The organism is Phormidium sp. FACHB-1136 (genome assembly GCF_014697375.1).
Lineage (GTDB): Bacteria > Cyanobacteriota > Cyanobacteriia > Phormidesmidales > Phormidesmidaceae > Nodosilinea.
The window spans coordinates 1-26,640 of the sequence record NZ_JACJRS010000075.1 but is presented as its reverse complement, the minus strand read 5'-3'; the positions used below and the strand labels follow the sequence as shown (position 1 = coordinate 26,640).

Sequence of the window (26,640 nt, the reverse complement as noted above, 5' to 3'; positions counted from 1 at the left end):
CTCCAGGCCCTTCAACAGCGGGTGGAGGAGGAACTCGCCCGTCTAACCCCGGAGCAAGTGCAGTCCATCACGGGGTATGACTTCATTCTTGATGCCCTACTCCAAGCTGAATTCCAGAAAGCAGCCTGAATTATGCTCAACTTCATTTTGTATTGGTATTAGAAGTCATTGATAAAGAGCCTCAAGATTACGGTTATGCGTTTGGGACATGGACCGCCGAGAGATTGGCATCTCATCTTGAGAAAGAGACGGGAATAAAGTTGAGCGGTAGTCAAGTCCGACGGATATTAGTCAAAAAAAATATGTATATATCTGGTCAAAGTATAGCCTTGAGGCCAAGCAAGATCCGGAACAGAGAAAGCTCTTTAAGGCCAAGTTAGAAGAGTATATTCGCATTGCGAAGGAGACCCCAGATCGGCTTCAGATATGGTTTTGGGACGAAGCTGGATTTAGTTTGAGAGTGAGGAGAGGAAAAACCTGGACAAAGAAAGGGAAACGAAAAAAGGCTTCAGGAGAAAGGAGAAAAGGACGCTTCAGTGTGATGGGAGGAGTGCGTCTTTCGGATAAGAAGCGCATTGTTGATTTTATCAGTAAGGGAACTGGTGATAGCTTTTTCAGTGTCCTCCATGGATTCTACGAAGAAGTGAAACAGGAATGGGTTGGAGGAGGTAGACGGATTGAAGACTTTGAGCAGGATGGCCCTAAGATTCTTATCATTTTAGACAATGCAAGTATTCATAAAAAGGCAGAGATTCTAGAGAAGATAGCGAAGGAGATGCCCAACATTGTTTTAGAATTTCTGCCACCCTACAGTCCGGACTATAATTTAATCGAGTTAGTTTGGCACTCTGCAAAGGAATTCATTGCCAATCGTCTATTTGAGTCGATTGAGGATCTAGAAGCGCTTGTTCATAACCTGTTGAACGAAGGACAGCTTGTCATCAACTGGGATCGCAAGATCAAAAATAAAGGAAACACAGTCAATGCAATTTAAATGCATATCAGCTTATCAGTAAGTCAATGTACTCATCCGTTGCCTTATGATAGTTGCCTTTCATTCGGTCATCGATCAAACTATCTAACTTGCTCGGATCTCCATGGGTGCTCCAGTAGGCCACCTTCCGCAAGGAGCATCCGATTAAGTCCGCGATCTCTTGCTGAGTCCTGCCGTCATTGCGCAGTAGTAGTATTAGAATGCGCTCTCGAATGTCAGGGTGTTCATGGAACTTCAACTGCTTCTGAAGCTCTTGCTTTTCCTCTGACGTTAGATAGTTCATGACTCCCATGACTTATTCCATAATTTTAATGTATTATACGCAGTCTAGATGACTAACAGCTTAGCCTGCATTAAGCAATACCCATACCCAAGCAGTTCCCTCAGCACCATAACGAGGAACGACAAATAAAATAGCTGGAGCGATTAGTGCTACAGCAACAGTATTAACTTTGACGGTCAGGCTAGTCCCAGGGCCATTTCATTCCCAAGGGGGCCGAAAGATGGTAGAGTTTCAGGCGCATTCCAAGGTCTCTAGCAATGCTTACTGGTAGGGAAAACTCCTGAAAGGCCTACTCTATCTAGAGTCTCATTTGAGACGGCAGGGTTTCGAGAAAGGGCATGATGATGGGACGCTAAAAGCTACCAAACCCATTCGTGTCCCCGTCTCATGCCCCCCTTGCATCTTCAACTGTTTGACCAACTCCGTCAATGGATCACGCCGGCTGACCAACGCCACCTGAGCGGATTTGCGGAGATTATGGCCGCTATCCTGTTGTCTCAAAGCGCTTGCCTGAGTCGATGGATTCCCAACCTCAGCCATCGAGACTGTAGCGCTCGGAGTCACCTGGAACGGCTCAGCTACTTTGTCCATAACCCTCGGATTACGGCCTCCATCTTCTATGAACCGATGCTGAGGCACGTGCTGGAGCCCTTATCCGGTTCTGCCCTGGAACTGACCCTAGATACCAGCGTGCTCTGGGATAAATTTTGCCTGATTGAAGTCTGCTTGGTGTGGGGTGGACGATCCATGACCCTGTCTCAAGTCGTCCTCGAACATGGCAGCGCCACGGTGGGCTTTGAGCACTATCGCCCGGTGTTAGAGCAGGCGTTAGCCTTGATCCCGGCCCGATGTTCCGTCAGCATCCTGGCCGACCGAGGATTCTTACACCATGACTTGATTCAGTGGGCCAACACCGGCCACTGGTCATGGGCGGTGCGCGGTAAGGTCGATACTACCATTACCCTGGCCTCTGGACGGGCTCAACCGGCTCAAGCATTTTGTCCACTCTCCGGCGAAGCCAGGCTGGTTCCTCACGTCACGGTTCTCGACGACATTCCCGCCCATCTAGCCGTCGCTCATCTGCCGCAGGCCCAAGAACCTTGGATTGTCCTCAGTGACCAACCTCCGTCGGTGCAAAGCTTTGCTCGCTATGGGCGACGATTCGGGGGCATAGAACCCCATTTCAAAGATTACAAGTCCGCCGCGTTTCATCTCTTAGACACCCATCTCCGGGATGCCCAGGCCTTGACCGGCTTGGTCATGCTCCTCGATTGCGCCATGCTCCTCGCCCTGGTGTTCGGCCTGATCCTGGTTCAATGGGGCCAGCGAAACCTGATTGACTGGCACCCTCAGCGGGGATTGAGTTTTCTGCAACTCGGGCTACGGGCCGTCAGACGATGGTTCCACCGAGGAGAGGCGATACCTCAACTCATTCCATCAACCGCCAAAAGTCCTCCTACCGCTTATGCGTCTAAACGAAAACATGAAGACTTGGACTGTCGAATTGAGTTTTCCAGGGTTGTCACACTGGCCACGTGACCGACCTTCCCATGAGACCATCCTTGAAGCCCCACCCAAAATAGGCTGGAAAAACTACTGTCTCACATGAGACTGATAAAAGTTTTGGTAGTCCTATTTCGTACAGGCTAGAGAATAATCAGGCGACCCTAGAGACCTTACGGCAGTAGATTGCTGTTTTTGGCTGTTTTTTCTCTGACCCGTAGATTAATGCACTACCAAAGTTTTCTGCACCAATAAGGCCTGGATGATTCACGCAGTTTCAACGGATGTTTAGGTTGTAACAACTGACAAGCGATGACCCCAAATGCTCTTGCTTACGCTGCTCTGGTTGCGGCGGGCAACGCCACGAGATCGGCGAGTTCGGCTAGGGTTTGTGGGGAAAGGCTGGGCTGGGTGGGTTGCAATTGAATATTGGGAACGCCGCCCATGAGTTGAAAGGCCCGTTGTAGGGTGCGGTCTCGCCAGATATCGGGCTGGGGCGAATGTTTGATACCCTCGGCGCTGAAGCTTTGTTTCCAGCCGCCCAGCATTCCGGCCACGACACGGTTGGCCAGGTTGGCGACGATTTTGCTGCTGCTGGGATCGGTTAAGCCCTGTTTGTTGATCCAGGGGGATTGCCGCCAGTGGGGGATCAACCAGGCCAGGGAAGCCATATCGTGGGCCACCACAGAACGGGAAGCGATCACCAAACCCTGGGGTGGGGCGACGACATGGCCGAGATCGGGGCCAAAGGTGGCCAGTACCTTGTCGGCGGCGGTGATGACGAGGCGCTGCTTTTGCAACAGGGTGGGTACGGTGTTGGCCTCGGCGGTTTTTTCCTGGATGGTTTTGGCGTCGTGGTGGTATTCCAGGCGGGTGTCGTAGCGCATGTAGCCCACCACTGACTTGAGGCCGAGGGTGTTTCCCAGCAGGGCGTGGCGGCTACAGCGGGGCATGGAAATAATATGATCCACCTCCCGCAGCACGTTGGGCAGGGTGATGCCTCCCCGCCAGTGGGAACCGGGGGCGGGTGTTTCTTCGTAGAAGCTGTCCCAGCCTGCCTCTTCAAAGAAGGCCCACTCGGCCCCGGCTTCCAGCACAGGATTGAACAGCCCTGCGCTCTTGGCTAACTCACGACTACTGCCCTTGCAGCCCTCTGGTCGCTGATCCAGATGGCCCACGCCGCTCATGTCGCCCACGATTATCCGCCCTGCACCCTTTTCCCTCAGCAGACGCACCATGCTGGCAATGGCCAGGGGGCTGGTGGTGGAGGGGTAGGGCTTGCCGGAGTTGATCACGGGCTTGATGAACACGGTGTCACCCGGTTGCAGCCAGTCCAGGGCGTCCACCGCTAGGGTAGCCTCGCGGATCGCCCGATCCATCTCCTGGGGGGAGGGATCCCGGTTGATGGGGGCCAAGCTGACCATTTCGCGCTGTTCGAGGGGGAGATTCATGGGGGGCTTCCATAGCGTCGGGCCTGGTTTTTTACCCTAGCATTTTTAGGTCAATGGCTGGGCCGATAAAAATCCCCAATTCCGAGGTAAATCGGCGTATTCAGGCCGATAATAGATAGAAATTCCAGACCGTTTAGGGCAGACGAACGTTGGGGGAAAGCCATCCTTCGCTTTGGGTACAAGCCTAGATCAAGCCCAGTACAGCGATGAATGGCCTCAATGTGGTGTGAGCGGATCTCTTCACACAAGATAAGAGAACCACCACAGGAAAGTAAAGTACTCCCCCAGAACATGCGTTTTCTGAATAGTGGAGCTGAGGGGCTACGCCTATAACCCGCCTAGCCCATACCGTTTCGCATGGTAATCACTAATGCTTCGCTGCTACAGAATGCTCTGGACAGGTTTTGACCACCAATAGTAGAAGCAGATTCTAGCGCTCTTCTGCAATGGCCTAACCAATGGAAAATCAGGGGTTTCGGTGGTGGTTCCAAACAGGATCTGAACCATAGGTCCATCATAGGGTTAACTTAAGGTTGAGCCCTGGTAAAGATTTGGGTGTTGCTTGCCATGTTCTTCAGGCATAGCATCAAGGAAATTTTTTTGTGCTGCAAAGAGACATTTTTTTGAGTATTTTTCATATCTTTTAGGACTGACTTAGATTTCCTAAATGTCTCTTCGAGAAAAGAATTTCACTTGACCCCTTGCCAAGCTTTTCAGGTGACCATAACTAATCAATTTCGGTATTAATCAACTTGTCATCCCTGAAGTTTGGCATCTGAGACTCAAAGCAACGCCACTGTACTTCTGACTCAGAGTGCTAGATCAGCTTGCTTTTTCGTTGAAAATACTAGCTCTGAAAAACTGGAGGAAAGTAATATCATGGATCCGACTCCTACGTTAGACAAAGATTTACCCAGCATCAGTCGCCGCCAGCAAATCATGGGTTGGATCTCGGTTCTTGTTCTTCTTTATCTGCTGATTGTTGCTGTTAGCGTCATCAGTCGAGGCTTTAGGGCTGCCGTGGGCGATGAGGCCGAAGAGTTATTCGCTTTTGCCACTAATCCTTTTCTGGGGCTTATGGTAGGGATTATGTCAACGGCCCTCGTTCAGTCCTCCAGCACCACGACCTCGATCATCGTTTCGCTGGTAGCGGGAGGGTTACCAGTCTCCATCGCCATCCCCATAATCATGGGCGCGAACCTAGGCACATCCGTCACGAATACCCTGGTTAGCCTAGGTCACATCGGTAATAAAAACGAGTTCAAACTTGCCTTCTCAGCCGCGACGGTGCTTGATTTATTCAACCTGCTAGCTGTAGTCATCTTTTTTCCCTTAGAACTCATGTTCGGGCTGCTCGAACGGCTTGCCAAAATTTCTGCGACTTTCTTCATAGGTGATGCGGATTTAAGTGTTGATAACCTTGATTTTGTAGGTGCGCTAGTGCGACCTTTAAGAGATTTAATTCGCACTATGACGAGTGCCCTTTTGCCTGATCCTTACGATGCTATTCTGCAAGTTTTAATTGGCATGGGTCTAATTTTCTTTTCCATATACTTTCTTGGCAAGGTATTAAAGCGGTTGATGGTTGGGAAGGCAAAGGAAATCATGAATACCGCGATTGGTCGAGGGCCAGTGTCTGGAATTTTGTCTGGCATCTTGATTACCATTCTCGTCCAATCGTCCTCAACCACAACGAGCCTGATGGTACCCCTAGCGGGATTGGGGATTTTAACGCTGGCCCAAATTTATCCATTTACTATCGGTGCCAATATTGGTACTACCGTAACTTCCTTACTAGCCGCTACCAGTGTGAGCGGGCCAACGGCATTGCCATCCTTACAGATTGCCATGGTACATTTGCTGTTTAATTTTTTGGCCTCTGTATTGATCTTCTTCGTGCCCTTCTTGTATCGCATTCCATTTTTAGGATCACAGTGGCTAGCAACGACTGCCTCCGAAAACAAACTGTGGGCTTTTGTCTATGTATTGGGCGTGTTCTTTGTGATTCCGGGTATCTTTTTAGGCGCATCCTTGCTGTTCGCTTGACCCATGGGCAAAATGAGGTGGCCATTGACCTGGATTAAACGCCACCTCATCCCAGCCACAGATCAATACCTGGAGGCATCATAAACTTGCGTTTTTTGAATAGTAGAGATGAGGGGAAAGCCCAAATTTATGTCGTTTTGTAGCAGAGTGTTGTTTGGCCTCTTCCTGGGGATGTAGCATCATCGCGCTAGCCATTTTCTCTATCCTTTCTCTGTACTTTGTCCGTACTGGTGAAGTGAACCATGCTTTCTCGGATTAAAACTGTCACCCTGTCCTGGGCCATCATCGTCGCCCTTGTCCTTCAGATGGCTGTGCCTCCGGCCCTAGCCCAGGAAACTCTGCCTCGCCCGGAGCCAACGTTTCAGGGCAAGGTTGGCATCACCTACCAAGATTCTCAGCCGGATACCGCCCTGTTTCAGGCCGCCAAAGCTCCCGATGGTGCCCCGAATGTGTTGCTGGTGCTGATTGACGATGCGGGTTTTGGTTCCGCCAGTACCTTCGGTGGCCCTATTTCTACGCCCACCTTTGATCGGTTAGCCGCCAACGGATTGCGCTACAACGCCTTCCACACCACGGCCCTCTGTTCGCCCACCCGTGCCGCGATTTTGACCGGGCGCAACCACCATTCCGTCGGGTCGGGCACGATTCAAGAACTGGCCACGGCCTATCCCGGCTATACGGGGCTGATTCCCCAAAGTACGGCGACCATCGGGCAAATTCTCCAGCGCAACGGCTATAGCACCGCCTGGTTTGGCAAAAACCACAATGTGCCCGACAACCAAACCACCAGCGTCGGCCCCTTTGATCGCTGGCCTAACGGGTTGGGCTTCGACTATTTCTATGGCTTCATCGGTGGCGAAACCGACCAGTGGTACCCCACCCTCTACGAGAACCAAAAACTCGTTGAAACCCTTCCCCTGCCCGAAGAGGGCTACAACCTCACCCACGACCTAGCCGACAAAACCATCGCCTGGATTAACCAATCGAAAACCACGGCACCGGATCGCCCCTTTTTCGCCTACTTTGCCCCCGGCGCAGCCCATGCCCCCCACCAGCCCCCGGCGGAATATGTGGCCAAGTACAAAGGCCAGTTTGACCAGGGCTGGGACAAGGTGCGGGAGGAAACCTTTGAGCGGCAGAAGCAATTGGGCGTGATTCCAGCCAACGCCGAACTCACCCCTCGGCCCGAATCGATGCCCGCCTGGGATAGCTTCAGCCCTGAGGATCAGAAAATTCTGGCCCGTCAGATGGAAACCTACGCCGGATTCCTCGACTACACCGACCAGGAAATTGGCCGCGTGGTAGACGCCATCGCCGACCTGGGCGAACTGGACAACACCCTGGTGATCTACATCAACGGCGACAACGGGGCCAGCGCCGAGGGCAGTTTGATCGGCAGTTGTAACGAGTTCCTGAACCTCAACGGCTACAACCTAACGATGGAGGACAACCGCCGCTGCTACGACATTTGGGGCGGCCCCGAAACCTCCCCCCACTATGCCGTGAGCTGGGCCTGGGCCATGGATAGCCCCTTCCAATGGACGAAGCAGGTGGCCTCCTACCTGGGCGGCATTCGTAACGGCATGGTGATCTCCTGGCCCGCCAAAATTAAGGAAAAGGGTGGCCTTCGGCCCCAGTTTAGCCATGTGATCGACATCGCCCCCACCATCCTGGAAGCCGCTGGCATCCCTGAGCCGGACATTTACAACGGCATCGCCCAAAAGCCCATGGAAGGCACCAGCCTGGTCTACACCTTTGGCCAGGGTGCGGCCACAACGCCGGAACGCCACACCATTCAATACTTTGAAATGCTGGGCCACCGCGCCCTCTACAAAGACGGCATGATGGCCTCGGCCTTCCACAACCGCCTGCCCTGGATTACCGCAGGCACCGTCCCCTTTGATACCGACAAGTGGGAACTGTTCGACCTCAGCCAAGACTTCACTCAGGCCAAGGATCTCTCGGCGGCACAGCCGGAGAAACTGAAGGAACTTCAGGATTTGTTCTTGGTGGAGGCCGAAAAGTACAACGTATTTCCGCTGGATGATCGCTTTGCCGAGCGGGCCGATGTGAACCTCCGACCCGGCTTCTTCACCGGGCGCAAGCACATCGAGTTTGCGGGCAATATGCCCTCCATCCCCGAAGGCAGCGCCCCCAGCACCAAAAATGTGTCCCACACCATCGATGCCGATTTGATGATTCCCCCCCAGGGGGCAGAGGGGGTGATTCTCTCCGAAGGCGGCCTCACCAGCGGGTTTAGCCTCTACGTCAAAGACAACAAACTCACCTACGACTACAACTGGTTTAACCTAGAGCGCACCTCCATCAGCGCCGCCACCCCGCTACCCACGGGCAAAGTGCATGTGCGGTTCGACTTCGCCTACGATGGCGGCGGGCCTGGGAAAGGCGGCACGGGTACGCTTTACGTCAACAACCGCAAGGTGGGCCAAGGCAAAGTTCCCAAAACCGTGGCAGGTCGCTTTGGGGTTGAGGCTATGGACTTTGGTAAGGACTTGCAATCCCCCGTCAGCCAGTCTTACCAGCCCCCCTTCGCCTTCACCGGAATTGTAGAAAAGGTGGTGCTCGACATTAAGTAGCACCACTCCAAAGATCCCAGGGTTCTTGAAGAACCCTGGGATCTGGCCGTTCAACGCTATTAGGTCATCTGCGAAAAACTCTAGACGACCTATCAACGATCCAAGCCCCGATACAGATCAGCCATATCGAACTCAAGCCCCAGGCTTTCCAGGACGACGGGATCTCCAGCGTGATAAACAACGGTTTCCCAGGTATGATCGGCGGTGCGACGACGACATTCAATCCATTGATTGTCTTGAAAGACGAGAACGTATTCTTCTAGGGAGGGGAATTTGCAGTAGTCTTCAAATTTATTTCCCAAGTCAAACGCTTGGGTACTTGGAGAGAGCACTTCAACCTTGAATTGGCCCTGTACTATACGCGGTTTAGATGACTAACAGCTTAGTAAGAACATTATTTTAGATAATCAAAAAACTGCTGAAAAACTCATCAGAAACAGTCATGATTTCAAATATTGATGTTCCTGCTTAAGAAGTTTGGCATTGAGGTGATTAGCGATGGCATGTCCACCTTGTTCCATAATGGCATTGTGATTCCAAAGCATTAAGGGACGAATAAAGATGGCCAACGCATTCATCCAAGCCTTCGTGGTGGTCACATTCCAATAGTAGTGAACCAGCGTTCCTTCATCGGTAGACTGAAGTTCCCATCGTCCAGTGTCTTCCAATTCCCCAATAGCGTTTAATTCAAGCCCATGGGGAGGATCTACCCGTGTAAAGGTGGATTGAAAGGTGAGTGAATATCCCAAGGGCGTTTGCCAAGCCATTTCCCAACCCCGATTTTCCTGAGTAGGATGGTCTGTTTCAAGGGGCTTCACGTATTTAACCGCCTTCCACCAACTTGGCAATGTGGCATAGTCCACAAGGGCATCCCACACCGATTCAATGGGGGCATCTAGCAGCCAGACCGTCAAAAACTTGTAGGTTGCCATGGGGACAAGGGATAACGGATTAGCCTCTATCCTAAATCACACCTACGGCATAGGAGAGTTGACCATGGCCGAGAGGGTCTGCTGTGATCGGCTCAAAGGGTTGCTGATAGGTGCCCTCACGGTGTCCCATGGGCGGTTTCTGGGTCGATTACTACCTGATGTTCACCATTCATTGGGGGCTGTCAGGCTTGCGATTGAAGCGGGCATTCTTGGAAACCGGGGCTTTCTGGTAATCGGCGGGTTAGCATCAGGGGTGGGTCGGGTTTGCTAGCCTGGAGGAGTTGGTATCAGCCGATGGGGCTGAATCGAGGACAATCATGATTCGCCTGGTGAGAATAATGGCCATCAACCTGCTGGGACTATCAGCCTGGGTGGGAGTTGCGACCCTGGGAACGGCGCACCTCCCCGCCCTAGCTCAACCTTGCGTAGCGGGTTGCCAGTCGGGCCAAATTCAGTTCACCCCTGGGTCTCGTATTACGGTGCAGGTGGTGAACCACAGCTATGTGCCCATTAGTCTTGAGCAACCCCCCATGATTGGCCCCCGCACCCTACGGCATGGGGAAGACATTGAACTGGGCTTTGGCTGGGGCACGTCGCCCAATATTTCTCTTCTGTTTTGGGCTTTGCAGGATCGGGCGATTCGCTTTAGGTTAGGTCGTCCTGAACCTCAAACCCTGTCGGTGGAAATCTACAGCGCCCCCAGCGAACCTAGCCATCGCAGCATTTTTGTCGAAAACGATGGTCGCGTGACGATTCAATAATGACGATTCAATCATTGGGCCTACCGTGTATTAGTTTCATTGTGCATTGGCCCTACTATTGGCCCGTTCAGCCGTCCTAATTTCTCCCTAGGCCCATGAATCTGCAAGAAAGCTTGACCATGGCGACCAAAACCCTCGCCGCCAATCGCCTCCGCAGCACCCTCACCATGTTGGGAATCATCATCGGCAATGCCTCGGTGATTACCATGGTGGGCCTAGGGGAAGGGGCGCAACGGTATATCAACGCTCAACTAGAAACCCTGGGGCCGAATGTGCTGTTTGTGGTGCCCGGTAGCCGAGAAACGCGGCAGTTGGGGTCTTTGAACATTCCCCGCACCCTGGTGTTGGAGGATGCGGTGGCGATTAAGCAGCAGGTGCCCTCGGTGACGGGGGTAGCGGCAGAATCGAGTGATCGCCAGCTTGTCACCCTGGGCAACCGCAATGCCAATGTGAATGTGGTCGGTACGGTGCCCGATTTCCTGACCGTGCGCAGTTTTGAAGTGGCCAAGGGGCGGTTCATCAGCGACCTAGACATCAGCCGCAATGCCCAGGTCGTCGTGCTGGGGGATACCCTCAAAAACCGCCTGTTTGACGACGAACCCGCCCTAGGCCGATCCCTGCGGGTGGGCGGCGTTAACTTCAATGTGATCGGCGTGCTGGAGAAGAAAGGATCGAACCTGGGGCTGGATTATGACGATGCCGTGCTGGTGCCCATCACCACCCAGGCCAACCGTTTGGCGCGGGGCGAACGTTCCCCCTACGGCATTGACGTTTCGTTTATCACCGTTTCTGCCCGCGACCGGGACAGCATGGCCACGGCGGAATTTCAAATCACCAACCTGCTACGTCTGCGCCACAACATCCGCGACGACGACGACTTTTACATCAGCAGCCAAGACACCCTGCTCACCATTGCCAACACCATCACCGGAGCCCTCACCCTCATGCTGGCGGCGATTGCGGGCATTTCCCTCCTCGTCGGCGGCATCGGCATTATGAATATCATGCTGGTATCGGTGCGGGAACGCACCCAAGAAATCGGCCTCCGCAAGGCCATCGGCGCATCCCAGGGCGACATTTTGGGCCAGTTTTTGATCGAAGCCATCATCCTCTCCGTGGCCGGGGGCGTGATTGGCACCGCCCTAGGGGTCAGTGGTATTGTGCTGATTGGCGTTCTCACCCCCTTCGATGCCGGGATTTCCGTCAGCGCCATCGCCATGGCCGTCAGCATTTCCGGTGGCATTGGCCTATTTTTCGGTGTTTTCCCTGCCCGCCAAGCCGCCCAACTCGACCCCATCGTGGCCCTTCGCACCGCCTAGTCCTATCCCTAGGTCGGGGGATTTAGGTTAAACCAATCCCTGCGGCCCTGATCGTCGCCATCTCTGAGGAGGTAAGGGGATTAGGGAGAAAAGTACAGCCAAAAGCATTGGCTGCCGCCTGAGTCAGGGCGTCGATAATGTCGGATGTGGACGGCAGGGAGGGAAGATCATCGGCCACCGGGGCAGGGGTTTGGAATACCTGCTCATACAAGGCGGGGTCGGGGTTGAGACGCATGGAACCATGCTGGAGAATGCCCGATCCTCGGCGGAGTTGGGCACTGCCAATCCACTTGAGTCCCGTCGGCGTCACCAAATCGGCAGCGGTGGCAAGACTAAAGCAGTTGGGCGAATGGAGATCGGGACGGCTGGCATGGCCAAAGTGGAGATCGACCCCCAACTGGCCCCAGCCCTGAATCAAAAATTGGCACAGGTGACGATAGACCTGATCGCGGTTGCCGGGAATCCCAGAGGTAATTAGGGCGTAGGTGAGATCGCCCTGGTGGAGCACACCCCGCCCCCCCGTAGGCCGCTGCACCAGTTCCACAGGTTGCCCTCGCCAAGTCAGGTGAGGCCAGTGATCCGGCAGGTTGCGCCGCTGGCTAAACCCCAGGGAAATCGCAGGTGGATCCCAGGTATAAAACCGCAGGGTGGGGGGGTGGTCGTGGTAAAGATGCTGATCCAACAACCAGGCATCAATGGCCATGTGTAGGGCACCGGGGGCCACCATCGGGGGAATCAGCCGCCATTGCGCCATGGGTGTATCCATATCATTGGGGTGCGCATCTACCTAGGCCGTCACCAGTTCGGCGGGGAGGCGATTGAAGGACAGCCGCTCGTTTTCCACATCCACAAAGATGGTGTCGCCTTCGCCAAATTCGCCCCGCAGGATGGATTTGGCGATCTGGGTTTCTAGCTCTCGCTGGATGGCCCGCTTCAGGGGACGGGCACCGTAGACCGGGTCGTAGCCCACTTCGGCCAGGAAGTCGAGGGCGGCTTCCGAGAGTTTGACCGCCATCTTGCGGTCGGCCAAGCGCTGTTCCAACCGCACCACTTGCAACTTGACGATTTCCCGCAGTTGGGACTTCCGCAGGCCGTGGAAGATGATCATCTCATCCACCCGGTTGAGGAATTCGGGCCGGAAGTTGCCGCGCAGAGCCTCCATCACGCGGGCTTTCATTTCGTCGTACTGCTCATCTTCGCCCGCCAGATCCAGGATGTACTGGGATCCGATGTTGCTGGTCATGATGATGATGGTGTTTTTGAAGTCCACCGTGCGGCCTTGGGCATCGGTGACGCGGCCATCGTCCAAAATTTGTAGCATGACGTTGAACACGTCGGGGTGAGCCTTTTCGATTTCGTCGAACAGGATTACCGCAAAGGGGCGGCGGCGGATGGCCTCGGTGAGTTGGCCCCCTTCGTCGTAGCCCACGTAGCCCGGAGGGGCACCGATCAGGCGAGAAACGGCGTGCTTCTCCATGTACTCGGACATATCGATGCGCACCATGGCCTCTTCGGTGTCGAACAGGTAGGCGGCGAGGGCTTTGGCCAATTCGGTTTTGCCGACCCCGGTGGGGCCAAGGAAAATGAAGCTAGCAATGGGACGGTTGGGGTCGGCCAGTCCGGCGCGGGAACGCTGGATGGCATCAGCCACGGCGGTAACGGCCTCATCTTGGCCCACCACCCGCTGATGAAGTTCGTCCTCCAGCAGCAGCAGTTTCTGCATTTCCGACTGCACCAGCTTGCTAACCGGAATGCCCGTCCATTTGGAGATAATCTCGGCAATGTCCGACTCAATCACCTCTTCACGGGTGAGGGAACGACCGGAATTTTGCATCTCTGCCATTTTCTGCTCAGCGGCTTCCAGTTGACGTTGCAGTTCCGTCAATTTGCCGTACTTTAATTCGGCGGCTTTGTTCAGGTCGTAGGCGCGTTCCGCCTGCTGGATTTCCACCTCCACCTGGTCGATCTTGCTTTTCACCGCCTTGCGCTCTTCCAGCATGTCCTTTTCCGACTGCCAGAGGGCATTGAAGCTAGCTTGCTGTTCCTTCAGATCGGCTACTTCGCGCTCTAGGCGTTCTAGTCGTTCCTTAGACGCATTATCGCTTTCCTTTTGCAGAGATAGCCGCTCCATTTCTAGTTGCAGGATTTTGCGATCTACCTCATCCAATTCCTCTGGTTTAGAGGTGACTTCCATCTTCAATTTAGCGGCAGCTTCATCCACTAAGTCAATAGCTTTATCGGGCAAAAATCGGTCGGAAATATAGCGAGTCGAAAGAGTTGCAGCGGCCACCAGGGCACTGTCGGAAATTTTGACGTTGTGGTGGGTTTCGTAGCGATCCTTCAGACCACGCAGGATAGAAATGGTGTCTTCAACACTAGGCTGATCGACATAGACCTGCTGGAAACGGCGCTCCAAGGCCGCATCTTTTTCAATATATTTGCGGTACTCATCCAGCGTAGTCGCGCCAATACAGCGCAGTTCACCCCTGGCCAGCATGGGCTTGAGTAAGTTGCCCGCATCCATCGCCCCCTGGGTGGCCCCAGCCCCAACGACGGTGTGAATTTCGTCGATGAACAGAATAATTTGTCCGGCGGAATCGGTGACTTCTTTCAGTACCGCTTTCAGCCGTTCTTCAAATTCACCCCGGTATTTGGCCCCAGCAATTAGCGACCCCATATCCAACGTGATCAGCTTGCGGTTTTGTAGGGATTCCGGCACATCACCCTTTACAATTCGCTGGGCCAGACCTTCCGCAATGGCTGTTTTACCCACGCCCGGTTCGCCAATCAGCACCGGATTGTTTTTGGTGCGGCGGGAGAGAATTTGGATGGTGCGGCGGATCTCATCGTCTCGGCCAATCACAGGGTCGAGTTTGCCTTGGCTGGCGGCTTCCGTCAGGTCGCGCCCGTATTTTTCTAGGGATTGGTACTTGCCTTCAGGGTTTTGGTCGGTCACTTTTTGGGTGCCTCGAATAGATTGGGTGGCTTCTTTTAATTTAGCTTCGGTCATACTGAGGTCTTGGAATAGACCCTTGCCCAGACGAGAATCTTGGGCATAGGCCAACACCAGATGCTCGATGGAAATAAAGTCGTCGCCGTAGTCTTTTTTGTAAGTATCGGCTCGATCCAACAGGGTGTCTAGGGATTTGCCCAAATACACCGAGGATCCGGCCCCAGAAACCTTGGGCTGACTGTTGAGAAAGGCTTCGGTGCGTTCCCGCAGGCGCGACAGATCGGCCCCCAGTTTGGTAAAAATGCTGGCGGCGAGTCCTTCTTGGTTCAATAGGGCCAGCAACAAATGCTCGCTTTCAATCCGCTGGTGCTGAGACTGTTTTGTAAGCTCCTGGGACTGCACAATGGCTTCCCAGGCTTTTTCCGTAAATTGTCCTTGGGTAGGTTGCATAGGGGTTGCTCCGGCTAGGGATTTTTCTACAAAGTTCACTATGGTTGCATTGTAGAAAGTTAGGGCTTCCTAACAGGGTCGGTGTTCCCCCCGCTCCCCATGCGGGTTGCCGCCACTCCAAGCCGGGGAACTCAGCGGAATAGAGGCATTGGGAAAATCGGGACAGGGGTTATTCTAATCGGCGTTCGGCGATGTCGCGGTTGCGTTGGAGGGAGAGTTCTAGGGTGATGAGATCGTGGAGTTGTTGGGTGAGGCTGTTGACCTGACGTTGGGCGGTGAGTTTGCGCTGGAGGGCTGCTCTGGCCAGATCTTCGCGCTGTTGGGTGAGGGCGCGTTGGGCCACTTTTTGCCAGGTGTCGATCTCTTGCTGGGCGGTTTGTTGGGCTGTGAGGGTGGATTGGTAGGCCAGGGCAATGTCGCCCATGGCCTTTTGGAAGAGGATGAGCGCCTGTTCTGGGGTGGCATTTTGGCTGGTGCGTTCGGCCCAGCGACGAAAGATGGGGCCGTTGATGGGGCCGTTGATCTGATCGAAATCGAGGCCAAAGCTGGCCAGTTGGGCACTCTCGCGACGCCCGGTTTTACACCAGGTGGCAAAGTGTTCACAGTTGTTGAAGAACAGATCGTACTGGCCTTCCCCTAGGCGGCTTTCGGCACGGGCAATGACCACGTCGTCGGCATCGACCTCGGCATGGTAGACCGGATAAATGGGTTGCCCCCAGGAAAAGGTTTCTAGGCTGGTGCGCTCCACTTGAGCGTCGTTTCCCATTTTTCGGTAGTGGATCACGGTGCCGTCACCATAGTCGATGCCGTGGTGCTGATAGACGCCGTTGATCCCCACCAGGGGACGCATCACGTAGATTTGATCGCTTCTGGCCATGGGGGCGGCAGGGGAGGCTAGTGAATCACGGTGGTTTCGTGGGGGAGTTCAGGGTAGGGTAGCTCGGAACTGGGCATATCGTCGGCATCGACACCATCCAATGCCGTGGGAATGGGGGAAGCCTCGTTACCCCCTGCCCCCTCCTCCCGTCGCCGACTGTTCAGCAACTCTTGCAGCGGGTCGCGCTTTTCGGGGGCGGTGCGAATTTGAATATTGGGGCCAGATCGGGCCAGACGAATGATGATGCCATCCTCCACGGGGATTTCATCAATGCGCTTGCCGTCTAGGTAGGTGCCGTTGGTGCCCAGGCTTTTGACCCGCCAGCCATGGTCGATGCGGTGAATTTCTACATGGTGCCGCGAGACGACAGCACTGTAGAGAATCACATGGTTATCGCTGGATCGACCTATACGAATCACTGGCTCCTGGTCGAAGGACCAGTGCTGCACCGGGGTTTTATGAAGGGGATGGAGCAGAGAAAGGGTAATCACATTAAGTCGGCTTGAGATCCTAGCTTATAGACACCCATCATAGGGGAGTCTTTCAAACTTCGCGCACTGCATTTGCCCACTGCAATATTCAGCCTCAAAGGAGCCGAATCCGAGGGGCCGCATCATCAGGTCATTAGGGACTGGCCGCGACCCGATGGGCTCCCGGCAAATTGAGATCGCCCACCGCATCGGCATCCAGCAGCCAATCTAGTCGCCCCGTGGGGCGCACCAGGCGAATCGGGTAGGCGGCATCCGCTGCGGTGTCTGAAAAGACCTGGGCCAGAGCGGCTTGTTTGCTGACCCCCGCCGCCACTACCATCACCCGACGGCTGTGGTTAATTAGCGGCACGGTGAAGGTAATCCGGGGTTCGCCGTCCTTGTTGCCCACCGTCACCCAGTGATCTGCCACCGTTAGGGCCGCTGTGTGGGGGAACAGCGATGCCGTGTGGCCATCGTCCCCCATGCCCAGCCAGATTAGGTCGAATTGGGGGAAACTCTCTGAGGCTGAGGGTTGCAGAGGGGCAAAGGCCGCTTTAATCTGGTCTTCATAGCGCTGGGCCGACTGGGCCGGATCGCCCTCGGTGGTGGGTGTCACCCAGATTTGCTTTGCCGGGATGGGTACTTGATCTAACCAGGCTCGCTTGGCCATGCCCGCGTTGCTATCGGGATGATCCACAGGGACATAGCGCTCATCACCCCAGAAAATATGGAGTTTATCCCAGGGCAAATCTCGCTGGGCTAGTCCTTCGTAAATGGGCTTGGGGGTGCTGCCTCCAGCCAAGGCTAGGGTGCAATAGCCGTGATCCGCAATGGCCTGCTCGATTATTTCCACCGAGCGCCCAAGGGCGTACTGAATCAAGGCTGTCTTATTAGGCAAAATCTCAAGGTTTGGTACCGTCATGCCGCTTATCCTGGGGATGAATGCCTCAGCAACGGCGCAACGGCGCTGCACCATCCTGAAACTGTAGGTAGCCTAGCCCAATTTTTCGATGCTTCCGGCAAAGCTGCATGAAATCTTAGGAGTTGGGTGGGAAGTGGAGCGGAGAGGAAATTTTGCGAGGTATGGGGGCTGGCCTGAGGGAGCGTTACCCATTGACAGGGCGGTTCGGGAAATCCTAAAAATCTTGTTAAGATGGGCTTGACTCTTTTTAGCTGGCCAGGAAGAACTGTGGTTGATACCGTTCCGCCCGAAGTGGTACAGCAGGTTGCCGAGTATTTCAGCGTCCTGAGCGAACCCATGCGCCTGCGCATCCTCAACCTGCTCCGCGATGGCGAAAAGTGCGTTCAAGAATTGGTAGACGCCACTCAGACCAGTCAGGCCAACGTTTCCAAACACCTGAAGGTGATGCTGCAAGCGGGTATCCTCAATCGCCGCACCGAGGGCACCTCCGCTTACTACAGTGTTTCCGATGAGCTAATTTTCGACCTCTGTGGCATGGTGTGTGACCGCATTGCCTGCCGCATTGAGGAGCAGGCCAAGCATTTCCGAAACTTTAGCCTTGCGGGTCGGCAGTAGATCCTACGGGATAGGTGATAGCCAGGGCGCGGGTTGGCAATCTGCTGATCCAAGGGCTTGCATTTTTAGAAATTGTGCGTATTCTTAGTTAGGTTTTTGGGGGCTGTGTTCTCCCAAGGCTAGGGCGAGAAGGCTTAGGACGACATTGGCGTTCTGGATGGGTCTTCCCCATTGCTGTTCAGCCTGACCTGTGGTTTAGAGGACGTGCCCATGCAACGGTTTACCCCGTCCCAGTTCAATTCAGTCGTTGTTCCCGCTGTGGTGGGTGGTGGGGTGGCCCTAGCCGCCTTGGTCTGGCTGTGTCCGGCAGCCAGGGCAGAAACCCTGACCGCATGGCAGTTTGACCCCGCCACCCAGCAGCTTACCCTTACCCTGCCCACGGGGGTGGTGCCCCAGTATGCTCTGTCGGCAACGGGGGATCGTTTAGTGCTGACTATCCCTCAGACTCAACTGGGCAATGGGCCTACCATGGGGATCTACGATGGCCTCGTTCAGCACATCCAGCTTCTTCCTCAGGGGGATAGCCTTGAGATCACCCTCACCCTATCCCCTGGGGTGGCCCTAGCGACGGATCCAGCGCAGTTGGTCTCAGTGGTGGCGGGGGCCGAAACCCGCTGGATGTTGACGCCGCAGGTGGCCCAAGCCTCCTCAGGGGCTCCGTCGAATCTAGGCTCAAATCCGGGATCAGATCCGACCCCCGGCATGATTGTGGAACTGCCGCCCCTGCCCGCCGACCCCAACCTAAACTGGCCCTATACCGGGTTGGGACGCCTCAGCATTTCGGCGGCGAACCTGGTGCAGCCCGCCAACCTCGATACCTTCAACACCCTGCCCGACACCCTGGCGATTGATCCCTTCAACCTGGGGTTGCCTGACGTGGCCCAACAGGTGACCGTGCCGAGCCTAGAGGAACTGGATGCGGCGGTGGGATCGCCCCTCCCTGGCCCAACGGTGGTAGTGCCCTCCCTGGGTAGTGCCCCTAACCTAGCGACGGCTCCCACAGCGGGTCGTTCCAACGTCATTGCCACGTCTCCCCCCAGTGGTCAGTCTGCCAGTGGTCAGTCTGCCAGTGGTCAGTCTGCGGCTCCATCTCTCGCCCAGGGGATGCCCCCAACCATTGACCAGGAGACCAACGGCCTCGCGATTTCCGTGAACCCTGCGCCCGTGAACCCTGCGCCCGCCAACCCCGCATCCAGCACCACGGTTCCGACCGCTTCTGTGAGCCCTGCGGCGTCCACCAATTCTGCACCTGCCGCTGTTCCGACGGCCCCAGTTACGGCAACGGTCCCACCGACGCCTAGTCCTGTCCCAACGACGCCTACCGTCGCCGCCACCGTTGCCCCCAGCGCGACCGCCACCGTCGCCGCTGCCCCGATCACCACGCCACCACCGACTCCAGGCCGCAACCCCGTGGCCCAGGTGCCGAGCAACGCGGCCCCAGCGGTCAATGCCGTTGTTGATCCCCCCTTTCTAACGGTGTCGCCCCCCACGGTCAATCCATCGATGCCCACGGTGGCAAACCAGTCCCCCGCCACGAACCCCACCCTGCTGGCCGTGCCTAGCCAACCCAACCCAACCACTACGGGAGTCGTGATTCCGCCCAACCTGGCCGCCGAACCCATCCCGGTCGCCGCCGCCCCCGATGCCGCCATAGCCTTTGGCCAACCCCTGCCCGGTCAAGGGGCGAATGGGGCTGAACCTATGTGGGGAGATCGCCGCTTGGCCCCAGATACCCTAATTGCCGCTGGCAGTATTTTAGAACTGCGCTACACTGGCCCAAACTCCCTAGCACTGGATCCCCGTACTGCCCACCAGGAAGTATTGGTGCTGGAGACTGAAATCCGCGACCCCGTCACCAACGGCCTTGTGGCTCCGGCGGGAAGTCAGCTTATTGGCCAGTTCAAGGCCAGTGGCGATGGTCATCAGTGGGTCAGCCAAATGTTAATCGCCCCCGATGGTCAGCGCATCCCCTTTGCTAGCACCTCAGACTACGTTTACAACTCACCCCAGGTGAACGGCGGCACCCTGGCTCTGGGCACGGGTTTGGGAGCCCTGGCGCTGACCCTGCTGACGGGTTTTGGAGGCATTGGCCTACTGGGGGGAGCCCTGATTGGGGCGACCACCGTGGTGGGCACCGCACCGCAAATGCTGGTGATTGAGCCGAACCAGGTGATCTACGCCGAAGTAATGCAAGACATCTACCGCTCTATGCCCATTGCCACGGCCCCCGCCGACCTCCAGGAATGGGGGGCCGTCCCTAGCACCTGGGGCACCCCCTAGGAAGGGGTGGCAGCGGGTTTATCAGTGGCGAGGTAGGTGGCAAAGAAGTGGCGGTAGATATCTCCGAGGGGATGCACCAGGCCGTTCTCTACCCGCACCAACCCCAGGCTGATGAGCTGATGCAGGGTGAGCCCATCCACCTGTACCCCGTCCCCCGTTACCACGCGATGCAGGGCTTCGCGGGCCTTGGGATAGTGCTGGAGGCGGGTCAGCCGCTCCTGAAGATGGGGCCAAAATACGCTGTCGGGGGTGGTGGCGGTGGCCAGCACATCGTCTAGGGTTTGCTGCCCCTGTTGGACGGCATAGCAACTGAGGTGGGCCAGGTAGGGATGCCCCGCAATCAAGTTATAGAGCGCCTCCACAGTAGATTGCTGGGTCTCGTCTTGGAAGGGGGCCAACTGGTAGCGACGCCCCAGGGCAACAAACTGGTCGGGGCTGAGGGGCGGCAACCGCAGGGATCGGCCTAGGTTGAGGGGGGAAATCCCCGATAGCGGCGGGTAGGGTTTGGGGTGGTTGAAGGCCGTAGGGCTATCGGTGGCATAGACCAGCACCAGGCGCAAGCGCTGCCACAGGGGGGTACCCTGGGCCTGTTCGTGCCACAGACGCAGCATCGACAGCAAGTCTTGGGCTACCGGGGCTCGCCCCAACCCCACCTCTAGGGCATGGATGGCCAACACCAGCGGCGTCTCCGCCCGTTCTAGAACCACCCGTTGCAGATACAGGCCACAGTTGACCTTCAGCCCTAAAGTTGGGTTCCAGGGTATCTCATCCTCTGGCCCTAGGCCCAACCCTTCCCCAATCCGCTGACACAGCCAGGGCAATAGCAAATCTGCCCGCTGCAAAATCCGACTATCGGCCTCTTGGAGATCGAGCAGGCAGGCCCGATACTGCTGGGCTTGGGCATAGGTCATCACCTGCCGCAGCAGCGACGTTTTGCCGTAGCGGTGGGGGGCATGGATGCACAACAAACAACCGGGCTGATCAATTTCGGCAAAGGCCGTGGCCTCAGCCGGGGGCCGATGAATGTAGAGGGAGGAATCGGAGGACAATGGCCCCGATGGAAACGGATAGAAGACCTCTGGGGGCGAATCTTTTTGGGGATTCGCCAACGGCTCTGACAAGGTTGGCTTTTGATCAGGGGGAGGCGAACTTTCCCCAAGTTGGATCCGATTTTTTAGAACTAAACGCAGGTTCTTTTTGGTAACGGTAATTCCCAAGCGGTTCGAGAGTTCGTGCCAAAGTCTGGCTCCAATTTGTTTTAGGTATTCCTCCCCATAGCCCGATTGTTGAGCCATGGTGCTATAGCGAATACCCGACCAGGAATCCATCAAAATCATCGATTCTAGATGGGTTAGCGGACGATTGAGAACCTGCTGGATCTGAACAACGGGCGAAATATCAGGCATTAGAAAACAATGGTCAGTAACGAAGACTCAGGAACGGAGGGCAATCAGAATGACCCTGAATCGTTTTGTACCCCAATCTATGAGCGTACATCCAGAACATAAGGAATCGATAAGCCCATCCATCAGCCCATCAACGCCCCCAGGGGTGATCATGATTCGCCATTTCCCCAAAGGCTAATCTAGCCCTCATTCTCTGCGTAATTCCTCGGAGAAAATGGGTATTCTAACAACGGGGGCTCTCCCCATCCATGCCCTAGTCGCCTGGGCTCCATGCTGCCGCTAGGGGTTTACCCTCCCCAAACCACCGCAATGATTTCTATTTTTATCCTCACCCACAACGAAGAACGCGACATTGCCGCCTGCATCGAGTCGGCCCTCCTGTCGGATGATGTGATTGTGGTGGACTCGTGCAGCAGCGACCGCACCCAGGAGATCGCTCGCCGATATCCCGTCCGCGTGATTGAGCATCCCTTTGCCAGCCATGGCCAGCAGCGCACCTGGATGCTGCAAGAAGTGCCCTACAAACACGACTGGGCCTACATCCTAGAAGCCGATGAGCGCATGACCCCAGCCCTGTTTGCGGAATGCCTCCAGGCCATCACCCAGCCGGACAAGGTGGCCTACTACGTGGCGGAACGGGTGATGTTCATGGGCCAGTGGATTCGCCGCAGCACTCAGTTTCCCCGCTATCAACTGCGCCTGCTGAAGCGAGATCAGGTGTGGTTTGACGACTATGGCCACACCGAGCGGGAGGTGGTGGACGGCCCCACCGGATTTTTGCGCGAAACCTACCCCCACTACACCTGTAGTAAGGGGCTCAGCCGCTGGATTGACAAGCACAACCGCTACTCCACCGACGAAGCCAAGGAAACCCTGCGCCAACGGCAAAGCGGCACCGTAGACTGGCAAGCCATGCTGTGGGGGAAATCCGAGGTGGAACGCCGCCGTGCCCTCAAGGATCTCTCCCTACGGCTTCCGGCCCGCCCCCTGGTGCGCTGGTTTTATATGATGTTCATCCTAGGCGGTTGTCTCGATGGCCGCGCCGGACTGGCCTGGTGTACCCTGCAAGCCTTCTACGAATACCTGATCGTCCTCAAGGTGCGGGAACTAGAACACCCGGAATACCTCACGGGCACCGCCACCCCGCCCGATGCTGGGCCACAGGATCCTTTACCATCGGCTGCCATGCAACCCAATCCCGTGCCATCGGATTCTGTACAACCGGATCCCCTCCACCTCGATTCTGCCCCGCCCGATCCGGTCTCCTCTGATTCCGTCCAGTCCTAGGCGATGGCCGCTCAGACCCCATCCGAATCAGAAAACCCCAATTCCCATCCCGCCCAGCCGTAGGGGCGAGGTCTCTTCGCCCACTCATACCGGAGGCAAACTACATCCGTTCCAGCACCCGAATACCCAGCAGAGACAGACCCAACTTTAGGGTTTTGGCGGTAAGGTCGCAGAGAATCAGCCGGGAGGTGCGCTGGGGTTCTTCGGCCTGAAGGACAGAACAGCGGTCGTAGAACTGGTTGAAGGTTTGGCTGAGTTCAAACAGGTATTGGCAGAGACGGTTGGGGTAGAGTTCCTGGGCCACCTCTTCCAGGACGGTATCCAGTTGCAGCAGGTAGCGGGCTAGGGCAAATTCGCTGTCGTCCGCTAGGTGAAGGCTGGCCTCGGCGGGGAGGTGGTCGAAATCGATGCCGCCCTTGCGAGCAATGCCCTGCACCCGCACGTAGGCATAGAGCATGTAGGGGGCGGTGTTGCCTTGCAGGGCCAGCATTTTGTCGAAGCTGAAGATGTAGTTGCTGGTGCGGTTTTGGCTGAGATCGGCGTATTTGACGGCCCCCAGGCCCACGGCTTCGGCCACGTTTTGGATGAAGTCCTCGGTTTCCTGGCGTTCTTCGGCCTGGATGCGGGTTTCCAGATCGGCGCGGGCACGGCTGACGGCTTCATCCAGCAAATCTTTTAAACGCACGGTGTCGCCGGAGCGGGTTTTGAACTTTTTGCCGTCTTCGCCCTGCACCACCCCAAAGGGAACGTGGGTGAGTTCCACCCCGGCAGGAATCCACCCAGCTTTCCCAGCAACCTGAAACACTTGGGCAAAGTGGTTACCCTGGCCTGCATCGACCACGTAGAGCACCCGCTCGGCCCCATCTTTCCCGGTGCGGTAGCGGATGGCGGCGAGGTCGGTGGTGGCGTAGTTGTAGCCGCCGTCGGATTTTTGGATGATCAGCGGTAGGGGGTTGCCGTCCTTGTTGGTGAAGCCATCCACAAACACCACCTTCGCACCTTGGTCTTCCACCAGCAGCCCTTGGGTGTCCAAATCCTGCACCACGTCGGCCAGGAAGGGATTGTAAAAAGACTCGCCCCGTTCCTGAATCTGAATATCCAAACGGTCGTAGAGCTTCTGAAATTCCTGGCGCGACTGGGCACAGAGCACCTTCCAGGCTTTGGTAGCGGTGTCTTCGACCGCCTGCAAGTCCACCACCGCCTCGCGGGAGCGGGTTTTGAAAGCTTCGTCAGTGTCAAACCGCAGCTTGGCCTGTTTATAGAAGGCCACCAGGTCGCCAATATCCACGGTTGAATCGGCTTCCAGGGCTTCGGGGCAGGCTTCCTTGAGGTGGGTGATCAACATGCCAAACTGGGTGCCCCAATCGCCCACATGGTTGAGGCGCAGCACCCGATGGCCCATGAACTCCTGTACCCGCGCAATGGAATCACCGATGATGGTCGAGCGCAGGTGGCCGACATGCATTTCCTTGGCGATGTTGGGGCTAGAAAAGTCCACAATCACGGTTTGGGGCTGCTCGACTCGGGCGACGCCCAAGCGCGGATCCGCCTGCATCGCCTTGAGTTGAGCTTCCAAATAGGCCGTCTTCAGCCGCAGGTTAATGAAGCCGGGGCCAGCGATTTCTGGGGTGTCGCACAGGTCGCCGAGATCCAGATTTTCAACGATTTGGCGGGCAATGTCGCGAGGGCTTTGCTTCAGCGGCTTGGCCAGAGACATGGCCACATTCGCCTGAAAGTCGCCAAACTTGGGGTTACTGGTGGGCACCAGCATCGGGTCGGTATCGGCCAGATCGGCCCCAAAGGCGGCCACCATGGCCCGCTGAATCTGGGTCTTAAGCTGTGCGACGGTAGACTTCATAGCGTGTTAACCGAGGAACCTTCCCAGACCCCTAGGGCCAATCGGGACAGATAGAACCTTTCAATCCTAAGATAATCTGATCCCCCCCGACTTGCCCGATTTAATGGCCCAAAGTTTCCCTGAGGATCGTGGATTGAATAAGGTGTAATACTGCGGGCTGAGCTCTGATGCTAGAGAGGACACGAGAGGAGCCGAGAGATGATCATCCCCTACCCAGCCTCCGTTGAAGCTCAAATGGGCACTGAACTGCTAAAGTAGGACGCCTTGTAGAGTGCTTGCTATACAAGAGATCTAGGCAACGAGAAATCAAGGATCATACTTTTAGAAACCAGTGCCCAAGAACTCTATGCATCGGGCATTCGGCAACACGTTGAAGCTGGCAACGAAGGCAAAATTGTGGCCATCGACATTGAAACCGGAGTGTTTGAGGTTGGTGATACCGTCATGGCTGCAACGGATCACCTTTTTGAGAGCATCCCCGATGCTCAACCTTGGACGATTCGGCTCGGACATCGCGCTGTTTATCAGTGCTACGTCGTGAGCTTGCCCGAATGGGGCGACGATTGCCACACCCACGGCGGATACCTACGAAGAGGCGCTTCACAATTCCCGTGAGGCGCTAGAACTGCTGACGGAATCAACCCTGAGTGAGGGCAAGCCCTTGCCTGCCCCTCAACTCTTTGGTCAAGTCTTGCAACCCACCTGGAAAAGCCCTAGCATTGCCGCTGGGGGAATGCAGCCTGCTGGGGGAGACCATCGGCACAGGGGCAATGGGCGGTCGCGATCAGGGGGCAAAATATTTATTTTTGCAACGTTTTATTTTTGATAGAAAATAACCTTAAAGTATATGCGAGTACTATCAAACAGTTGAACTTGTTGCCAAGAAAAGGCTGCGAACTTTCCTGGGCTTACTCTGTCTCGACGAAATCCGCTATAATGCCTTCGATGACTCTTAACTAGAACATATTTAGACTGATAGAATAACCAAGCAGTTAGTCAATGACTTTTTGATCCTTCAAGATATCAATTCTCAAGGAATTGAGAAGGACTTCGAGCTATTTTCAAACTATTGTACTTTTTCAAAAGAATACAATCGAACTTTTGATGCTAGAGCAGTCACAATAGGTTCAGGAAATGATACAGGAATTGATGGGATTGGAATCATTGTAAATGGCTATTTGGTAGATGACATTGAGGAAGTTTCAGATCTTTTAGAGCAAAATGGTTATCTAGAGGTCACTTATATATTTGTGCAATCGAAGACTTCATCTTCTTTTGAATCCAAAGAGATTGGTTCTTTCTGCTTTGGAGTAAAAGATTTCTTCTCCGAAACTCCTGGATTGATCAGGAATGATGATGTCACAAGATTCGCTGAGATTTCAGATTTTATTTTGAATCATGCAGCCAGCTTCAAAGAAGATCCAAAGTGCAGAATGTACTATGTAACAACAGGGCGATGGAATAATGATCCAAATCATTTGGCCATTATTCGCCAATTCAAATCTGAAGCGCAACAGCGTCTGATTTATTTGAGTAGAATACTTCAAAGGGAGTTTTGTAGTCAAGCGATTTTCTCGGTCTTTTGTTGATCAACATCACGGCTTCTTCTAATGCCTCTGGCTTCACAATTCTGAAA

The 26,640-nt window shown here is 55.3% G+C and carries 19 protein-coding genes and 3 pseudogenes; 10 read left to right on the top strand and 12 right to left on the bottom strand.

What is annotated here, in order from left to right; translation table 11 throughout:
• Nucleotides 1-152: 152 nt before the first annotated feature.
• A pseudogene (locus H6G62_RS19100) lies at nt 153-994 on the top strand (IS630 family transposase); the annotation flags it as partial.
• 7 nt (nt 995-1,001) lie between these two features.
• Here H6G62_RS19100 and H6G62_RS19095 read toward each other — a convergent pair.
• Complete coding sequence (locus H6G62_RS19095) at nt 1,002-1,277, bottom strand: helix-turn-helix domain-containing protein (RefSeq protein WP_199325115.1); 276 nt, start codon at nt 1,275-1,277, stop codon at nt 1,002-1,004.
• A gap of 387 nt (nt 1,278-1,664) precedes the next feature.
• Here H6G62_RS19095 and H6G62_RS19090 point away from each other — a divergent pair, with 387 nt between their 5' ends.
• Nucleotides 1,665-2,816 carry a transposase gene (locus H6G62_RS19090; RefSeq protein ID WP_190498070.1) on the top strand — a complete coding sequence of 384 codons (1,152 nt, stop codon included), beginning with the start codon at nt 1,665-1,667 and terminating at the stop codon, nt 2,814-2,816.
• Between the two features lie 296 nt (nt 2,817-3,112).
• On the opposite strand, the gene H6G62_RS19085 is transcribed toward H6G62_RS19090, so the two are convergent.
• On the bottom strand, nt 3,113-4,231 hold the full coding sequence (locus tag H6G62_RS19085) for a DUF362 domain-containing protein (protein ID WP_190498068.1): 1,119 nt from the start codon (nt 4,229-4,231) through the stop codon (nt 3,113-3,115).
• Nucleotides 4,232-5,110: 879 nt separating this feature from the next.
• Between H6G62_RS19085 and H6G62_RS19080 the strand changes: the two genes are divergently transcribed.
• Nucleotides 5,111-6,277, top strand: a complete 1,167-nt coding sequence (locus tag H6G62_RS19080; protein ID WP_190498066.1) for a Na/Pi symporter — start codon at nt 5,111-5,113, stop codon at nt 6,275-6,277.
• A 242-nt stretch (nt 6,278-6,519) separates the two neighbouring features.
• Complete coding sequence (locus H6G62_RS19075) at nt 6,520-8,874, top strand: arylsulfatase (protein ID WP_190498064.1); 2,355 nt, start codon at nt 6,520-6,522, stop codon at nt 8,872-8,874.
• A gap of 92 nt (nt 8,875-8,966) precedes the next feature.
• On the opposite strand, the gene H6G62_RS19070 is transcribed toward H6G62_RS19075, so the two are convergent.
• On the bottom strand, nt 8,967-9,206 hold the full coding sequence (locus tag H6G62_RS19070) for a Uma2 family endonuclease (protein WP_347239386.1): 240 nt from the start codon (nt 9,204-9,206) through the stop codon (nt 8,967-8,969).
• A 108-nt stretch (nt 9,207-9,314) separates the two neighbouring features.
• Nucleotides 9,315-9,806: an SRPBCC family protein gene (locus H6G62_RS19065; protein WP_190498062.1), complete on the bottom strand. Its 492-nt coding sequence runs from the start codon at nt 9,804-9,806 to the stop codon at nt 9,315-9,317.
• 338 nt (nt 9,807-10,144) lie between these two features.
• Between H6G62_RS19065 and H6G62_RS19060 the strand changes: the two genes are divergently transcribed.
• Together H6G62_RS19060 and H6G62_RS19055 are read left to right on the top strand one after the other, a co-directional pair.
• Nucleotides 10,145-10,567: a hypothetical protein gene (locus H6G62_RS19060; protein WP_190498060.1), complete on the top strand. Its 423-nt coding sequence runs from the start codon at nt 10,145-10,147 to the stop codon at nt 10,565-10,567.
• A 95-nt stretch (nt 10,568-10,662) separates the two neighbouring features.
• A complete protein-coding gene (locus H6G62_RS19055) occupies nt 10,663-11,886 on the top strand; it encodes an ABC transporter permease (protein WP_190498059.1) in 1,224 nt (407 codons plus the stop codon).
• Between the two features lie 22 nt (nt 11,887-11,908).
• On the opposite strand, the gene H6G62_RS19050 is transcribed toward H6G62_RS19055, so the two are convergent.
• The 5 genes from H6G62_RS19050 to pgl all read right to left on the bottom strand — a co-directional run bounded on the left by H6G62_RS19050 (nt 11,909) and on the right by pgl (nt 17,558).
• Nucleotides 11,909-12,640: a lipoate--protein ligase family protein gene (locus tag H6G62_RS19050; RefSeq protein ID WP_190498057.1), complete on the bottom strand. Its 732-nt coding sequence runs from the start codon at nt 12,638-12,640 to the stop codon at nt 11,909-11,911.
• 33 nt (nt 12,641-12,673) lie between these two features.
• On the bottom strand, nt 12,674-15,289 hold the full coding sequence (gene clpB, locus H6G62_RS19045) for an ATP-dependent chaperone ClpB (RefSeq protein ID WP_190498055.1): 2,616 nt from the start codon (nt 15,287-15,289) through the stop codon (nt 12,674-12,676).
• Nucleotides 15,290-15,458: 169 nt separating this feature from the next.
• Nucleotides 15,459-16,166: a lecithin retinol acyltransferase family protein gene (locus H6G62_RS19040; RefSeq protein ID WP_190498053.1), complete on the bottom strand. Its 708-nt coding sequence runs from the start codon at nt 16,164-16,166 to the stop codon at nt 15,459-15,461.
• A gap of 17 nt (nt 16,167-16,183) precedes the next feature.
• Nucleotides 16,184-16,657: an FHA domain-containing protein gene (locus H6G62_RS19035; protein WP_190498051.1), complete on the bottom strand. Its 474-nt coding sequence runs from the start codon at nt 16,655-16,657 to the stop codon at nt 16,184-16,186.
• A gap of 133 nt (nt 16,658-16,790) precedes the next feature.
• Nucleotides 16,791-17,558, bottom strand: a complete 768-nt coding sequence (gene pgl / locus H6G62_RS19030; RefSeq protein ID WP_190498049.1) for a 6-phosphogluconolactonase — start codon at nt 17,556-17,558, stop codon at nt 16,791-16,793.
• Nucleotides 17,559-17,825: 267 nt separating this feature from the next.
• On the opposite strand from pgl, the gene H6G62_RS19025 reads away from it, so the two are divergent.
• On the top strand, nt 17,826-18,173 hold the full coding sequence (locus H6G62_RS19025; RefSeq protein ID WP_347239385.1) for a metalloregulator ArsR/SmtB family transcription factor: 348 nt from the start codon (nt 17,826-17,828) through the stop codon (nt 18,171-18,173).
• A 210-nt stretch (nt 18,174-18,383) separates the two neighbouring features.
• A complete protein-coding gene (locus H6G62_RS19020) occupies nt 18,384-20,453 on the top strand; it encodes an AMIN domain-containing protein (RefSeq protein WP_190498045.1) in 2,070 nt (689 codons plus the stop codon).
• Here the strand turns inward: H6G62_RS19020 and H6G62_RS19015 are convergent.
• The gene (locus H6G62_RS19015; protein ID WP_190498043.1) at nt 20,450-21,859 is read right to left on the bottom strand and encodes an AAA-like domain-containing protein; all 1,410 of its coding nucleotides are present in this window, start codon (nt 21,857-21,859) and stop codon (nt 20,450-20,452) included. The two genes, H6G62_RS19020 and H6G62_RS19015, sit on opposite strands and share 4 nt — an antisense overlap.
• 309 nt (nt 21,860-22,168) lie before the next feature.
• Here H6G62_RS19015 and H6G62_RS19010 point away from each other — a divergent pair, with 309 nt between their 5' ends.
• Nucleotides 22,169-23,146, top strand: coding sequence for a glycosyltransferase family 2 protein (locus H6G62_RS19010; RefSeq protein WP_190498074.1), 978 nt, complete (start codon nt 22,169-22,171; stop codon nt 23,144-23,146).
• A gap of 100 nt (nt 23,147-23,246) precedes the next feature.
• On the opposite strand, the gene argS is transcribed toward H6G62_RS19010, so the two are convergent.
• A complete protein-coding gene (gene argS / locus H6G62_RS19005; RefSeq protein ID WP_190498041.1) occupies nt 23,247-25,004 on the bottom strand; it encodes an arginine--tRNA ligase in 1,758 nt (585 codons plus the stop codon).
• Nucleotides 25,005-25,541: 537 nt separating this feature from the next.
• On the opposite strand from argS, the pseudogene H6G62_RS27990 reads away from it, so the two are divergent.
• Nucleotides 25,542-25,701 (top strand): annotated as a pseudogene (locus H6G62_RS27990) (type II toxin-antitoxin system HicB family antitoxin); the annotation flags it as partial.
• 800 nt (nt 25,702-26,501) lie between these two features.
• Here the strand turns inward: H6G62_RS27990 and H6G62_RS27985 are convergent.
• Nucleotides 26,502-26,640 (bottom strand): annotated as a pseudogene (locus tag H6G62_RS27985) (IS30 family transposase); the annotation flags it as partial.

What these genes read in the sequence shown, in the direction of transcription:
- clpB (WP_190498055.1), bottom strand. Translation starts at nt 15,289, where the DNA reads ATGCAACCTACCCAAGGACAATTTACGGAAAAAGCCTGGGAAGCCATT.
- H6G62_RS19090 (WP_190498070.1), top strand. Translation starts at nt 1,665, where the DNA reads ATGCCCCCCTTGCATCTTCAACTGTTTGACCAACTCCGTCAATGGATC.
- H6G62_RS19040 (WP_190498053.1), bottom strand. Translation starts at nt 16,166, where the DNA reads ATGGCCAGAAGCGATCAAATCTACGTGATGCGTCCCCTGGTGGGGATC.
- pgl (WP_190498049.1), bottom strand. Translation starts at nt 17,558, where the DNA reads ATGACGGTACCAAACCTTGAGATTTTGCCTAATAAGACAGCCTTGATT.
- H6G62_RS19015 (WP_190498043.1), bottom strand. Translation starts at nt 21,859, where the DNA reads ATGCCTGATATTTCGCCCGTTGTTCAGATCCAGCAGGTTCTCAATCGT.
- H6G62_RS19095 (WP_199325115.1), bottom strand. Translation starts at nt 1,277, where the DNA reads ATGAACTATCTAACGTCAGAGGAAAAGCAAGAGCTTCAGAAGCAGTTG.
- argS (WP_190498041.1), bottom strand. Translation starts at nt 25,004, where the DNA reads ATGAAGTCTACCGTCGCACAGCTTAAGACCCAGATTCAGCGGGCCATG.
- H6G62_RS19055 (WP_190498059.1), top strand. Translation starts at nt 10,663, where the DNA reads ATGAATCTGCAAGAAAGCTTGACCATGGCGACCAAAACCCTCGCCGCC.
- H6G62_RS19010 (WP_190498074.1), top strand. Translation starts at nt 22,169, where the DNA reads ATGATTTCTATTTTTATCCTCACCCACAACGAAGAACGCGACATTGCC.
- H6G62_RS19020 (WP_190498045.1), top strand. Translation starts at nt 18,384, where the DNA reads ATGCAACGGTTTACCCCGTCCCAGTTCAATTCAGTCGTTGTTCCCGCT.
- H6G62_RS19060 (WP_190498060.1), top strand. Translation starts at nt 10,145, where the DNA reads ATGGCCATCAACCTGCTGGGACTATCAGCCTGGGTGGGAGTTGCGACC.
- H6G62_RS19085 (WP_190498068.1), bottom strand. Translation starts at nt 4,231, where the DNA reads ATGAATCTCCCCCTCGAACAGCGCGAAATGGTCAGCTTGGCCCCCATC.
- H6G62_RS19075 (WP_190498064.1), top strand. Translation starts at nt 6,520, where the DNA reads ATGCTTTCTCGGATTAAAACTGTCACCCTGTCCTGGGCCATCATCGTC.
- H6G62_RS19080 (WP_190498066.1), top strand. Translation starts at nt 5,111, where the DNA reads ATGGATCCGACTCCTACGTTAGACAAAGATTTACCCAGCATCAGTCGC.
- H6G62_RS19065 (WP_190498062.1), bottom strand. Translation starts at nt 9,806, where the DNA reads ATGGCAACCTACAAGTTTTTGACGGTCTGGCTGCTAGATGCCCCCATT.
- H6G62_RS19050 (WP_190498057.1), bottom strand. Translation starts at nt 12,640, where the DNA reads ATGGCGCAATGGCGGCTGATTCCCCCGATGGTGGCCCCCGGTGCCCTA.